Source organism: Streptomyces sp. NPDC051310 (assembly GCF_044455245.1).
GTDB lineage: Bacteria > Actinomycetota > Actinomycetes > Streptomycetales > Streptomycetaceae > Streptomyces.
Window position 1 is genome coordinate 338,827 of sequence record NZ_JBITEO010000001.1, and the last position, 13,345, is coordinate 352,171.

The following is a 13,345-nucleotide window of genomic DNA, read 5'->3' on the forward strand; positions in this document are numbered from 1 at the left end:
CCCGCCCGCGCCCCGCCCCCCGCCCGGCCCGGGCCCGCCCCCGCCCCCCCCGCCGCCCCCCCCCCCCCCCCCCCCCCCCCCCCCCGCGGCCCGGGCACCCTCGCCCGCGGCCCCGGCCCCCCTCACCGCCGCGTTCAGTACCACTGGTCGAAGGCGAGCTTCGCCACCAGCGAGAAGACCACCACCAGAAGCACCCCGCGCACGAACTCCGCGCCCCTGCGCAGCGCCGTCCGCGCCCCCAGCATGCCGCCCGCCAGGTTGAACACCGCCATGACCGCGGCCAGTTGCCAGAGCACGTTGCCCTGGTACGCGAACATCACCAGCGCGCCCGCGTTGGTGCACACGTTGACGATCTTCGCGGTGGCGGACGCGGTCACCAGGTCCAGGTGGAGCACGGCAGTGAGGGCCAGCACCAGGAACGTTCCCGTTCCGGGCCCGAACAGCCCGTCGTAGAAGCCGATGCCGCCGCCGACGAGCACGACGGCCGTGACGATCCTGGCCCGCGTCACCGCACCGGCCGCCTCCCCCGTCCCGAAGGACGGGCGCAGCATCACGAAGGCCGCCACTCCCAGCAGCACCACCATGATCACCGGCCGCAGGACCTCGTTGCTGATGCCGCTCGCGAAGAACGCCCCGCCCATGGAGCCGGCGAGGGCCGCCAGCCCGACCCGTACCGCCGTCCGCACGGGCACCCGCACGGGCGCCCGGCGTACGTACGTCACGGCCGCGCCCGTGGTGCCGACGATGGCCACCGCCTTGTTCGTGCCGAGCACCTGGGGGGCGGGGACGTGCGGGACGCCGAGGAGCAGGGCAGGCAGGAGCAGCAGCCCGCCGCCGCCCACCACGGCGTCGATCCAGCCCGCCAGGAGCGCGGCGCCGCAGAGGAAGAGGACGGTGGTCAGCGATATGTCGGGCATGGCCCCGACCCTAGGGACGCGATAGGTGTGCCGTCCACGGAACGCGGGAGACTTGAGCTGCCTCTGAGGTTGGGCCGCATCGGAGGGTGAGCGCGCCTGGGGTCGAGCCGCCTCGCAGGGTGCGCCGCCTGCGGGGGTGAGCCGTGCCTGGAGTGAGGCGACTCGGAGGGGTGAGCCCCCTCGGAGTGCGCCGCCTCCGAGGTCGAGCCGCCTGCGCGGGTGCCGCCCTCGGACACCCCTCACTGCCCGCGCCGCCCTCCGCTGAGGGCAGCTTTCCGTGCGCGAAACAAACGGGATGCGGCCGGGAAACACCGCCGACGCACGCTGCTGGGCATGAGTTCACGGATCGTGGTGGTCGGCGGAGGCACGGCGGGCGCACGCCTCGCCGAGCGGCTGCCCGTCACCCTGCTCGGCGAGGAGCCGCACGCCCCGTACAACCGGGTGCTGCTGGCGGACGTCCTGGCCGGCCGGTACGGGCCCGAGGTCATCGCCCTGCCGTCCTCCCGCGGTGACGGGGTGCGGCACCAGGTGCGGGTGACCGCCGTCGACCGGGCCGCCCGGGTGGTGCACTGCGCGGGCGGCGAGTCGTTCGCGTACGACCGGCTGGTCCTGGCCACCGGCTCCAACCCGGTGCTGCCGCCGCTGCGCGGTCTGGGCGGCGACCGGCTGCCGGCCGGGGTGCACGCGTTCCGGACGCTCGACGACTGCCTGGCGCTGGACGCGCTGGTGGCCCCGGGCGTACGGGCGGTGGTGATCGGCGGCGGCCTGCTGGGCGTGTCGGCGGCCCGCGCGCTGGCGGCCCGGGGCGCCGAGGTGGTGCTGGCCCAGCAGGGCGAGCACCTGATGGAGCGCCAGCTCGACGCGGCCGCGTCGGCGATCCTCCGCCGCCACCTGGAGACGGACCTGGGCGTGGAGGTGCACACCGAGTGCCGGGTGCGCGGTCTGCGCTGCGCCGGCGACACCGTCGAGGCGGTCGAACTCGCCGACGGTTTCGTCCTCGGCGCGGACGTGGTCGTCATCGCCTGCGGGGTGCGACCGCGCGTCGGCCTCGCCCTGGCGGCCGGGCTGGACGTGCGGCGCGGGATCGTCGTCGACGACCGGCTGCGCACCTCCGACCCGTACATCCACGCCGTCGGCGACTGCGCCGAGCACGACGGGCGGCTCTACGGGCTGGCCGGTGCCGCCCTGGAGCAGGCCGACGTCCTCGCCGAGGTGCTCACCACCGGCACCGGCGCCTACCGCGGCACCCGCGCGCTGACCCGGCTCAGCATGGACGCCCTCGAACTGGCGGCGTTCGGCGATGCCACGCCGCGGCCCGGTGACGACACCGTGCAGCTCGCCGACGCGACGAGCGGCGCGTACCGGAAGGTCGTCGTCCGCGGCGACCGGCTCGTCGGGGGCGTGCTGCTCGGCGATCTCGGCGCGGTCGGGGCGCTCGCCCGGGCCTGGGAGGGCGACGAGGCCCTGCCGGAAGCGCCCCTGCTCCACCTGCTCACCCATGACGGAGGCTCCTGACATGCCGAACAAGCCCACCATCGTCCTCGTCGGCCACGGCATGGTCGGCCAGCGCTTCCTGGAGGCCCTCGCCGAACGGGGCGTCACGGAGCGGGCGCGGATCGTCGTCTTCTGCGAGGAGCCCCGCCCGGCGTACGACCGGGTCCGGCTGACCTCGTACTTCGACGGCAGGACCCCCGAGGACCTCTCCATGGTCGAGGACGGGTTCATGGCGCGCCACGGGATCGAGCTGCACCTGGACGACCCGGCCGAGACCGTCGACCGGGAGGCGCGCACGGTGACCTCCCGCGCCGGGCACGTGGTCGCGTACGACACGCTGGTGCTGGCGACCGGTTCGTACCCCTTCGTTCCGCCGGTTCCCGGCAAGGACGCGACCGGGTGCTTCGTCTACCGCACGATCGAGGACCTCCTCGCCATCGAGGAGTTCGCGAAGACGGCGAAGACCGGCGCGGTGGTCGGCGGCGGGCTGCTCGGCCTGGAGGCCGCGGGCGCGCTCAAGGGCCTGGGCCTGGAGACGCACATCGTGGAGTTCGCGCCCCGGCTGATGCCCGTGCAGGTGGACGAGGGCGGCGGCGCGGCCCTGCTGCGCACCATCGAGAACATGGGCCTCGTCGTCCACACCGGCACCGGTACGCAGGAGGTGCTCACCGAGGACGGCACCGTCACGGGCATGGCCCTGTCGGACGGTTCCGTGCTCACCACCGACATGGTGGTCTTCTCGGCGGGCGTCCGGCCCCGGGACCAGCTCGCCCGCGACTGCGGCCTCGCGGTCGGCGAGCGCGGCGGCATCGCGGTCGACGAGCGGTGCCGTACCTCCGACCCGGCGGTGTACGCGATCGGCGAGTGCGCGCTGGCGGTGGACGGCCGGGTGTACGGGCTGGTCGCGCCCGGGTACGAGATGGCGCTGACGGCCGCCGCGACGATCGCGGAGGAGGAGGCGAGCGGCTTCACCGGTGCCGACATGTCGACCAAACTGAAGCTGCTCGGCGTGGACGTGGCCTCCTTCGGTGACGCGCACGGCACGGCCGAGGGCTGCCTGGAGGTCGTCTACTCCGACTCGCGCGCCGGCATCTACAAGAAGCTGGTCGTCGACGCGGACGGCGCGCTGCTGGGCGGCGTGCTCGTCGGCGACGCCGAGTCGTACGGCATGCTGCGGCCGATGACCGGGACGAAGCCGCCTGTCGCGCCCGAGCAGCTGGTGCTGCCGGCGGGCGCCGGGGCGCCGGTGACGCTCGGCCCGTCGGCCCTGCCGGACGAGGCGATCATCTGCTCCTGCCACAACGTCACCAAGGGCGCCATCTGCGCCTGCTCGTCGCTGCCCGAGGTCAAGAAGTGCACCAAGGCGGGCACCGGCTGCGGCAGCTGCGTGAAGGTGATCCAGCAGCTGCTGCCGAAGGCCGCCGACAGCGGCATGTGCGCCTGCTTCTCCTACACCCGCAGCGAGCTGTACGAGATCGTCCGCACCATGCGGTTCACGTCGTACGGGGAGCTGCTCGACTCGCACGGCCGTGAGGAGGCGCGCGGGGGCGAGGGCTGCGAGGTCTGCAAGCCGGCCGTGGCGTCGATCCTGGCGAGCCTGCACAACGAGTACATCCTCGACGGCGAGCGCGCCGCGCTCCAGGACACCAACGACCACTTCCTGGCGAACATGCAGCGCAACGGCTCGTACTCGATCGTGCCGCGCATCCCGGGCGGCGAGATCACCCCGGACAAGCTGATCGTGATCGGCGAGGTGGCCCGGGACTTCGGCCTCTACACCAAGATCACGGGCGGTCAGCGGATCGACCTCTTCGGGGCCCGGGTCGACCAGCTGCCGGCGATCTGGGCGCGGCTGGTGGACGCGGGCTTCGAGTCGGGGCACGCGTACGGCAAGTCGCTGCGCACGGTGAAGTCGTGCGTGGGGCAGACCTGGTGCCGCTACGGCGTGCAGGACTCGGTGCGGATGGCGATCGACCTGGAGCTGCGCTACCGGGGCCTGCGCGCCCCGCACAAGCTCAAGTCGGCCGTCTCGGGCTGCGCGCGCGAGTGCGCGGAGGCCCAGTCGAAGGACTTCGGCGTGATCGCCACGGCCAACGGCTGGAACCTGTACGTCGGCGGCAACGGCGGCGCGACACCGCGCCACGCCGACCTGCTGGCGCAGGACCTGTCGGACGCGGAGCTGATCCGGCTGATCGACCGGTTCCTGATGTTCTACATCCGTACGGCGGACCGGCTGGAGCGCACCGCGTCCTGGCTGGAGCGGCTGGAGGGCGGCCTGGACCACCTTCGGGACGTGGTCGTGCACGACAAGCTCGGACTGTGCGACGAGCTGGAGGCCCAGATGGCCGCGCACGTGGCGAGCTACCGGGACGAGTGGGCCGAGACCCTCCAGGACCCGGAGCGGCTGCGCCGGTTCGTCTCCTTCGTCAACGCCCCGGACGCACCGGACCCGTCGGTGCGGTTCGTGCCGGAGCGCGGCCAGATCAAGCCGGACCTGACCGTCCTGACCCTGGAAGGGACTTCTGCCCGATGATGCTCGAACTCTCCTATGACGACGTGTGGCTGACCGTCTGTGAGGCCGCGGCACTGACGCCGGGGCGCGGGATGGCGGCGCTGCTGCCGGACGGACGCCAGGTGGCGCTGTTCCAGGACCGGGCCGGCCGGTGGTACGCGATCGACAACCGCGACCCCTTCACGGGCGCCCAGGTGCTGGCGCGGGGGCTGCTCGGCGCGGCGGCGGGGCGGCCGTTCGTGGCGTCGCCGCTGCTGAAGCAGCGCTTCGACCTGGAGACCGGGCGGTGTCTGGACGACGAGGACGTGTCCGTGGCGGTCTTCCCGGTCCGCACCCGCGAACTCGCCCTGGTTTCTTGACCGTACGTTCCAGTCAGCCGTAGGGTCCTGACCGTGGCCAGGACCAAGGAATTCGATCCGGACGCCGCGCTCCAGTCGGCCCTCGAGCTCTTCTGGGAGCGCGGCTACGAAGCGACGTCGATGGCGGACCTCGTGGACCGCCTCGGGATCGGCCGTGCCAGCATCTACGCGACCTTCGGCAGCAAGCACGAGCTGTACCTGAAGGCGATGGACCGGTACGCCGAGACGCGCGAGCCGGACCTGGTGGTGCAGCTCTCCCAGCCGGGCCCTGCACTGCCGGCCGTCCGCGCGGTGGTCCGGCGGTTCGCCGCCGAGGCGTCCTCGGACGAGGAGCGGCTGGTCGGCTGCTTCTTCACCAACACGGCGGCCGAGCTGGCGCCGCACGACCGGGCCGCGACGCGCCGGGTCGAGATCAGCTGGGAGCACATCGAGACCGCGCTGCACTCCGCGCTGGTGCGGGCACAGGCCCAGGGTGAGCTCCCGGCGGACCGCGCGCCGCGCGCGCTGGCCCGGACGCTGCTGGTCCTGCTCCAGGGCATACGGATCGTCGGCAAGGCGTCCGGCGACCCGGCCCGGGTGCGGGACGCGGCCGAGCAGACACTGGCCCTGCTGGACTGAACCGGACGGCGAAGGGGGCGCCCCGCACCGGGGCGCTCCTTTTTCCGGCCCTTTCCGGCCTCTTCCCGTGCGGCCCCTTTCCGGGCCCCTCCCCGCCCCCTTCCCGCCCCCTTCCCGGCGGCCTTTTTCCGGCCCTGATATTGGATCGATCGGTCAAAAAAGAGGAGACATCATGTCCACCCTGTCCGCACCCCGCTTCACCGGCACCACCGCCCTCGTCACCGGCGCCGGCACCGGCCTCGGCCGGGCCGTCGCCCGCGCGTTCGCCGCCGAGGGCGCCTCGGTGGCGGTCGCCGGACGCACCGCCGCCACCCTGGACGAGACCGTCGCCCTGATCGAGAAGGAGGGCGGCACGGCGGCCGCGTTCACCGCGGACGTGAGCCGTGCCGATGACATGCGCGCCCTGGTGGAGCGGACGGTCGCCCGCTTCGGCGGCCTGGACGTGGCGGTCAACAACGCCGGTGTGCTGCGCGCCGCCGGGAGCCCGGTCGGCGACCTCGACCCGGCGGAGTGGCAGGCCATGCTCGACGTCAATGTCACCGGCGTCCTGTACGCGCTCCAGGCAGAGATCGCCCACATGCGCGCCCACGGCGGCGGCGCGATCGTCAACATCGGCTCCAACCTCGGGGCGCACGTCCGCCTGCCCGGCACGGGCGGGTACGCGGTGAGCAAGTCCGCCGTGTCCGCGCTGACCCGCGCCGCCGCCCTGGACCACATCGCGGAGGGGATCCGGATCAACGCGGTCAGCCCGGGCGCCTCGGACGCCCCCATGTCGCTGCGCCCCGGCGAGAGCCACGAGGAGCGCGCGGCCCGGCTGACCAGCCCCCTCGGCCGGCTCACCACCGCGGAGGAGGTCGCCGCCGCGGTGCTGTACCTGGCCTCCCCGGCCGCGGGTTCGGTGGTCGGAGCCGATCTGGTCGTGGACGGCGGCGTCGCGGCGTGACGTTCCTGCGCGCCGCAGCCGGACGGGCTCAGCCCTGGACGGCCGAGGGGTCCATCCACATGACCTCCCACAGGTGGTGGTCGGGGTCCTGGAACGAGCGGCCGTACATGTAGCCGTAGTCCTGGGGGTCGTTGGCCGGGGAACCGCCGGCCGCCAGGGCGGCGTCGGCCAGCTCGTCGACCTTCTCGCGGCTGTCGGCGCTCAGCGCGATGATCGCCTCGGTCGTGGCGCGGGCGTCGGCGATCTCCTTCCTGGTGAAGTCCTTGAAGCGCTGCTCGGTGAGCAGCATCGCGAAGATGGTGTCGCTGAAGACCAGGCAGGCGGCGTGCTCGTCGGTGAACTGCTCGTTGAAGGAGTAGCCGAGCTTGCCCCAGAAGGCCTTGGACGCCTCCAGGTCCTTCACGGGCAGGTTCACGAAGATCATCTGAGGCATGTCGTCCATCCGTTCGGTGTGTTTGCCGTCGTGCTGTCGAGGGGTGGACCCGGCCCCCGCCGAAAACTCATCGCTCCCCAGAGGAAACCCTCGGGAAAAATCTCCCTCACCTTGCGGCCCCCCGCACCCCGACCCGGCGGCCGCATGAGCCCGATGCACCCCACGGGCGCCGCGGACGCCGCTCGGGGATCGCGGCACGGCCGGCGGAGCCGCCGGGGCACCCGTAATCCACGGCGGCGGGCGCGACGCGAGGAGCCCGCCGGGGCACGCGTGGTCCACGGCGGCAGGTGTGGCGCGAGGGGCCCGCCGGAAGCCGGTCGGCAACGGCCGGAAACCACCCCGTCGCTGGGATGCCCGCCGCTTCCGCTTCACCGGTTGTTGATGCACCGTCAATGCGGGACTCCTAGGTTCCCCCAGAGCGCGCCGGGGCCTGGTCCGGAAGACAGGCCCCACCCCGTCCGCCGTCCGGCGGCGGGACGGCCACACCCCCTCCTGGAGTGACAAGTGGAACGTCGCAGCTTCCTGCGCGGAGCGGTCTTCGGCGGCACGGCCGCCGCCTTCGGGTTCACCCTCATGGAAGGCGCGGCCTACGCGGCCCCGGCCCAGCCGGGCGCGGGCCCGTACGGAGCGCTCGGCGCCGCCGACGCCAACGGCATACGGCTGCCCAGCGGCTTCACCAGCCGGGTGATCGCCCGGTCCGGCCAGCGGGTCGGCTCCACGTCGTACACGTGGCACAACGCGCCGGACGGCGGTGCCTGTTTCGCGGACGGCACGGGCTGGATCTACGTCTCCAACTCCGAGATCAACCCCGGCGGCGGCGCGAGCGCCGTCAGGTTCTCCTCGACCGGCGCCATCACCGGCGCGTACCGGATCCTGTCCAACACCCGCACCAACTGCGCGGGCGGCAGGACACCGTGGAACACCTGGCTGTCCTGCGAGGAGGTCAGTCTCGGGTACGTCTACGAGACCGACCCGTACGGCGTGAACGCCGCCGTGCGCCGCGACGCGATGGGCCGCTTCAAGCACGAGGCGGCGGCCGCCGACCCGGTCCGCAAGGTGATCTACCTGACCGAGGACGAGTCGAACGGCTGCCTGTACCGCTTCATCCCCACCACCTGGGGCAACCTCTCCTCCGGCACCCTCCAGGTCCTCAGGGCGGGCACCGCCGCCTCCGGCACCTTCACCTGGGCCAATGTGCCCGACCCGGACGGCTCCCCGACCTACACCCGCGACCAGGTCTCGGGCGCCAAGCGCTTCAACGGCGGCGAGGGCTGCCACTACGCCAACGACACCGTCTGGTTCACCACCAAGGGCGACAACCGCCTGTGGCAGCTGAACCTCACCACCAACACCTACGAGCTGGCCTACGACGACTCGCTCGTCACCGGCGGCACCGCCCCGCTGACCGGCGTCGACAACGTCACCGGCTCGTCCTCCGGCGACCTGTTCGTCGCGGAGGACGGCGGCAACATGGAGATCTGCGTCATCACGCCGGACGACGTGGTCGCGCCGTTCCTGCGGATCGAGGGCCAGTCGGGCTCGGAGATCTGCGGGCCGGCCTTCTCGCCGGACGGCAAGCGGCTGTACTTCTCCAGCCAGCGGGGGACGACGGGCAGTTCCTCGGGCGGCATCACCTACGAGGTGACGGGGCCGTTCCGCGCGTAACGGCGCCGTCGCTGCTGGCCCGGCTGGGCGCCGCCGTGCAGGAGGGCGGCGCCCAGTGGCGTGAGCGTGTGCAGCACGGAGCTGCCCTGGCGCAGCGTGACCACGAGCCCCGCCTCGCGCAGCACGCCCGCGTGCTGGCTGGCGGAGGCGAGCGAGACGCCCGCGCGGCGGGCCAGTTCGCTGGTCGTGCCGCCGTGGCCGATGGCCTTGAGGACGGCGCAGCGGGTGTGCCCGACGAGCCGGCCCAGTGACGACTCCCCGCCGGCGCCGACCGGCTCGGTGGCGGCCGGCGCGTCGCTGTGCGTGACGGGGTAGACCAGCACGGGCGGCAGGTCCGGGTCGCGGTAGACGACCGGGTTGCCCCGGCAGAAGAACGACGGCTGCAGCAGGAGCCCCCGCCCGTCCAGGCGCAGGTCCCGGTCGACCGGGTAGTCCGCCTCCAGCACGGGCGAGCGCCAGCGCAGCGCCGGCGGCAGCGAGGCGAGCAGTTCGTCCGCCCCTCCGTCGAGCAGGGCCCTGCCGCGCACGGCGCGGTCGGCCTCCACACGGGACTGGATGTACGTCCAGTAGGGCTCGATCGCCGCCCGGTGGTATCCGCGCAGGGCGCCCAGGAGCCGGCTGAAGGGCTCGGAGCACCCTTCGGTGAGCCGGCGGGCCCAGGTGGGCAGGGGCGCCGCGCCGGGCCGCGAGGCGGCCAGCAGGGCGAGCTCGCTGTGGATCCGGGCGGGCGGGGTCCTCCGTACCGCCTCCAGCGCGGCGTCGAGGCCGTGCAGCCCCTCCGGCGGCGTCAAGAAGTCCGGGAAATAGCCCCGCTGCGGGACGAGTGCACCCAGCAGCCTTGTTTCACCGTTCAACCGGGTCCGGGTTTGGGAGCGCCATTCTCCGTAGACGAGTCCGCCGCGGCGGTCGCGCAATCGGTGAAAGCTGAGAATCGTTTCCCACAACACATCCGGCCGGGCCGCCATGCGGACCCCCGCAAGGTCCGCCCCGGTGAAATGTATACGTAGCACTGAACCCCCACCTGTTGCATCCGCAATCACCCCCCACCACTGAGTATGCATGCCATCACAGGACGTCACCACGGCATTTCAGCCACAGTTGAAACGCATCGCGGAGTCAGGGTGTAAACCGAAAAGCTGTACGCCGTCGGACGGGAAACCTTCAGGACCGAGGTGACGTGGTGAAGACCGTGGGGGGCTTCGCACGTCCGGCGGCGGTCCTGGGAGGTTGCGGCTCTCCTGTCCGGCAGGGGTAATGGGGCGCGGTCGGCGGGTGGGGATCCGGTGGCCGCGCTCCGCCCATTCTTTGCGGCGTGAATGGCGCAATTCGAGCGGACCCCTGAAGTCCGCCCTTCAACAGCCCGGAATTCAACCGGCAGCACGGACGAAATATGACGGGGCGGACACCTCCGCACAAGGTGTCCGCCCCGTCTTCCTTGCACCCCGGAGCCGCCGCCGCGTCGGTGAGGGTCGGTGTGACCGACGGGGCTCCGGTGGCCTTTCCGGGAATACCGACCACGCGGTATTCCGGTATATCCGGGTACCTGCGTGACGGGTACCCGCGCCGTCAGCGGCTGTCGCTGCCCGACGACTGCGCCGCCGCCCGGCCCGCCTCCAGGCGCGCCACCGGGATGCGGAACGGCGAGCAGGAGACGTAGTCCAGGCCCACCTCGTGGAAGAAGTGCACCGACTCGGGGTCACCGCCGTGCTCGCCGCACACGCCGAGCTTGATGTCCGGACGGGTGGCCCGGCCGGCCTGGACCGCGCTGCGCACCAGCGCGCCGACGCCGTCCTTGTCGATGGTCTCGAACGGGCTGACGCCGAAGATGCCCTTCTCCAGGTACGCGGTGAAGAAGCTGGCCTCCACGTCGTCCCGGGAGAAGCCCCACACCGTCTGGGTGAGGTCGTTGGTGCCGAAGGAGAAGAACTCGGCGCACTCGGCGATCTGTCCGGCGGTCACGGCGGCGCGCGGCAGCTCGATCATCGTGCCGAGCGCGAGCTTCAGCTCGACCCCGGTCTGCGCCTGCACCTCGGCGATGACCTGCTCGGCCTCGTCGCGGACGAGCTCCAGCTCCTGGACGGTGCCCACGAGCGGGATCATGATCTCGGCGCGCGGGTCGCCCTTGGCCTCGATGCGCTCGGCCGCGGCCTCGGCGATCGCCCGCACCTGCATGGTGAACAGACCGGGGATGACCAGGCCCAGGCGTACGCCGCGCAGACCCAGCATCGGGTTCTGCTCGTGCAGCCGGTGCACGGCCTGGAGGAGGCGCAGCTCGTTCTCGTGCGGCTCCTTGCGGGCCTCGGCGAGGGCCACGCGCACCGACAGCTCGGTGATGTCGGGCAGGAACTCGTGCAGCGGCGGGTCCAGCAGGCGGACCGTGACCGGCAGGCCGTCCATCGCCTCGAACAGCTCGACGAAGTCCTGCTTCTGGAGCGGCAGCAGGGCCTTGAGGGCCTCCTCGCGCTCCGTGTCCGTGTCGGCGAGGATGAGCCGCTCGACGTACTGGCGGCGGTCGCCGAGGAACATGTGCTCGGTGCGGCAGAGGCCGATGCCCTGGGCGCCGAAGCGCCGCGCCCGCAGCGCGTCCTCGGCGTTGTCGGCGTTGGCCCGTACGCGCAGCCGGCGTACCCGGTCCGCGTACGCCATGATCCGGTGCACGGCCTGGACCAGCTCGTCGGCGTCGTCGGCGCCCGCGTGCATCCGGCCCTCGAAGTACTCGACGACCGGGGACGGCACGACCGGGACCTCACCGAGGTACACCTTGCCGGTGGAGCCGTCGATGGAGACGACGTCGCCCTCCTCGACGACGTGCCCGCCGGGGACGGTCATCCGGCGCCGCTTGGTGTCGACCTCCAGCTCCTCGGCGCCGCAGACACAGGTCTTGCCCATGCCGCGGGCGACGACGGCCGCGTGGGAGGTCTTGCCGCCGCGCGAGGTCAGGATGCCCTCGGCGGCGATCATGCCGTCGAGGTCGTCCGGGTTGGTCTCGCGGCGGATGAGGATGACCTTCTCGCCGGACCGGGACCACTTGACGGCGGTGTAGGAGTCGAAGACGGCCTTGCCGACCGCGGCACCCGGCGAGGCGGCGATGCCGCGGCCGATCTGCTCGACCGAGGCCTTCTCGTCGAAGCGGGGGAACATCAGCTGCGCGAGCTGGGCGCCGTTGACGCGCTGGAGCGCCTCGGCCTCGTCGATGAGGCCCTGGTCGACGAGCTGCGTGGCGATCCGGAACGCGGCACCGGCGGTGCGCTTGCCGACCCGGGTCTGGAGCATCCACAGCTGGCCGCGCTCGATGGTGAACTCGATGTCGCAGAGGTCCTTGTAGTGGTTCTCCAGCGTCTCCATGATCTGCATCAGCTGGTCGTACGACTTCTTGTCGATGGACTCGAGGTCGGCCAGCGGCACGGTGTTGCGGATGCCGGCGACGACGTCCTCGCCCTGCGCGTTCTGCAGGTAGTCGCCGTAGACGCCCTGCTGGCCGGAGGCGGGGTCGCGGGTGAACGCCACACCGGTGCCGGAGTCCGGGCCGAGGTTGCCGAAGACCATGGAGCAGACGTTGACCGCCGTGCCGAGGTCGTGCGGGATGCGCTCCTGGCGCCGGTAGAGCTTGGCGCGGTCACCGTTCCACGAGTCGAAGACGGCCTTGATGGCCAGGTCCATCTGCTCGCGCGGGTCCTGCGGGAAGTCGCGTCCGGCCTCGGTCTTGACGATCTTCTTGAAGACCTTGACGAGCTTCTTCAGGTCGCCCGCGTCGAGGTCGGTGTCGACCGTGACCTTCTTGGCGGCCTTGGCCTCTTCGAGCGCCTCCTCGAAGAGCTCGCCGTCCACGCCGAGCACGGTCTTGCCGAACATCTGGATCAGGCGCCGGTACGAGTCCCACGCGAAGCGCTCGTCCCCGGACTGCTGGGCCAGGCCCTCGACGGACTTGTCGGAGAGTCCGATGTTGAGGACGGTGTCCATCATGCCGGGCATGGAGAACTTGGCGCCGGAACGGACGGAGACCAGAAGGGGGTTGTCGGCCTGGCCGAGCTTCTTGCCCATCTTCTTCTCGAGGGCGTCGAGGTGCGCGGTGACCTCGTCCCGCAGCTCGACGGGCTCGTCGCCGCTCTCGAGGTAGACCTTGCAGGCCTCGGTGGTGATGGTGAAGCCGGGAGGCACGGGGAGACCGAGGTTGGTCATCTCGGCGAGGTTGGCACCTTTACCGCCGAGCAGGTCCTTCAGGTCCTTGTTGCCCTCGGTGAAGTCGTACACGAACTTCTGATCTTTGTTTTCCGACACGGGTCTCGACTCCTCGAGGACTCGGTGGCTGCCCTGACGGCGAGGAACATACCCAGATCGAAGGCTTCTGGGTACGTACGCTTACCCGTCATACGGCCTTAACCACCCGTCCGCCAGCAGATCGCA

10 protein-coding genes are annotated in these 13,345 nt (G+C 72.0%); 6 read left to right on the forward strand and 4 right to left on the reverse strand.

Annotation, left to right across the window (positions count from 1 at the left end):
- Positions 1–134 precede the first annotated feature (134 nt).
- Complete coding sequence (locus ACIA79_RS01550) at positions 135–917, reverse strand: sulfite exporter TauE/SafE family protein (protein WP_399425936.1); 783 nt, start codon at positions 915–917, stop codon at positions 135–137.
- 333 nt (positions 918–1,250) lie between these two features.
- Here ACIA79_RS01550 and ACIA79_RS01555 point away from each other — a divergent pair, with 333 nt between their 5' ends.
- From ACIA79_RS01555 to ACIA79_RS01575, 5 genes are all read left to right on the forward strand, one after another.
- Entirely contained in the window at positions 1,251–2,432 is a 1,182-nt protein-coding gene (locus ACIA79_RS01555) for an NAD(P)/FAD-dependent oxidoreductase (RefSeq protein WP_399425938.1), read from the forward strand.
- A 1-nt stretch (position 2,433) separates the two neighbouring features.
- The gene (nirB, locus tag ACIA79_RS01560) at positions 2,434–4,944 is read left to right on the forward strand and encodes a nitrite reductase large subunit NirB (RefSeq protein ID WP_399425939.1); all 2,511 of its coding nucleotides are present in this window, start codon (positions 2,434–2,436) and stop codon (positions 4,942–4,944) included.
- Positions 4,941–5,282: a nitrite reductase small subunit NirD gene (nirD, locus tag ACIA79_RS01565; protein WP_399425941.1), complete on the forward strand. Its 342-nt coding sequence runs from the start codon at positions 4,941–4,943 to the stop codon at positions 5,280–5,282. The genes nirB and nirD overlap by 4 nt, the downstream gene beginning before the upstream one ends.
- Before the next feature lie 33 nt (positions 5,283–5,315).
- Positions 5,316–5,900, forward strand: a complete 585-nt coding sequence (locus ACIA79_RS01570; protein WP_399425943.1) for a TetR/AcrR family transcriptional regulator — start codon at positions 5,316–5,318, stop codon at positions 5,898–5,900.
- A gap of 172 nt (positions 5,901–6,072) precedes the next feature.
- Positions 6,073–6,843, forward strand: coding sequence for an SDR family NAD(P)-dependent oxidoreductase (locus ACIA79_RS01575; RefSeq protein ID WP_399425945.1), 771 nt, complete (start codon positions 6,073–6,075; stop codon positions 6,841–6,843).
- A 28-nt stretch (positions 6,844–6,871) separates the two neighbouring features.
- On the opposite strand, the gene ACIA79_RS01580 is transcribed toward ACIA79_RS01575, so the two are convergent.
- Complete coding sequence (locus ACIA79_RS01580; RefSeq protein ID WP_399425947.1) at positions 6,872–7,276, reverse strand: VOC family protein; 405 nt, start codon at positions 7,274–7,276, stop codon at positions 6,872–6,874.
- Positions 7,277–7,780: 504 nt separating this feature from the next.
- Between ACIA79_RS01580 and ACIA79_RS01585 the strand changes: the two genes are divergently transcribed.
- Positions 7,781–8,941 (forward strand): PhoX family protein, encoded by a 1,161-nt coding sequence (locus tag ACIA79_RS01585; RefSeq protein ID WP_399425948.1) that lies wholly within the window; start codon positions 7,781–7,783, stop codon positions 8,939–8,941.
- On the opposite strand, the gene ACIA79_RS01590 is transcribed toward ACIA79_RS01585, so the two are convergent.
- Positions 8,911–9,951 carry an ArsR/SmtB family transcription factor gene (locus tag ACIA79_RS01590; protein ID WP_399425950.1) on the reverse strand — a complete coding sequence of 347 codons (1,041 nt, stop codon included), beginning with the start codon at positions 9,949–9,951 and terminating at the stop codon, positions 8,911–8,913. The two genes, ACIA79_RS01585 and ACIA79_RS01590, sit on opposite strands and share 31 nt — an antisense overlap.
- Before the next feature lie 556 nt (positions 9,952–10,507).
- Positions 10,508–13,219: a pyruvate, phosphate dikinase gene (gene ppdK, locus ACIA79_RS01595; protein ID WP_399425952.1), complete on the reverse strand. Its 2,712-nt coding sequence runs from the start codon at positions 13,217–13,219 to the stop codon at positions 10,508–10,510.
- Between the last annotated feature and the right edge of the window lie 126 nt (positions 13,220–13,345).

Coding starts and splice junctions, on each gene's coding strand:
- ACIA79_RS01550 (WP_399425936.1), bottom strand. CDS start 917: ATGCCCGACATATCGCTGACCACCGTCCTCTTCCTCTGCGGCGCCGCG.
- ACIA79_RS01555 (WP_399425938.1), top strand. CDS start 1,251: ATGAGTTCACGGATCGTGGTGGTCGGCGGAGGCACGGCGGGCGCACGC.
- nirB (WP_399425939.1), top strand. CDS start 2,434: ATGCCGAACAAGCCCACCATCGTCCTCGTCGGCCACGGCATGGTCGGC.
- nirD (WP_399425941.1), top strand. CDS start 4,941: ATGATGCTCGAACTCTCCTATGACGACGTGTGGCTGACCGTCTGTGAG.
- ACIA79_RS01575 (WP_399425945.1), top strand. CDS start 6,073: ATGTCCACCCTGTCCGCACCCCGCTTCACCGGCACCACCGCCCTCGTC.
- ACIA79_RS01580 (WP_399425947.1), bottom strand. CDS start 7,276: ATGCCTCAGATGATCTTCGTGAACCTGCCCGTGAAGGACCTGGAGGCG.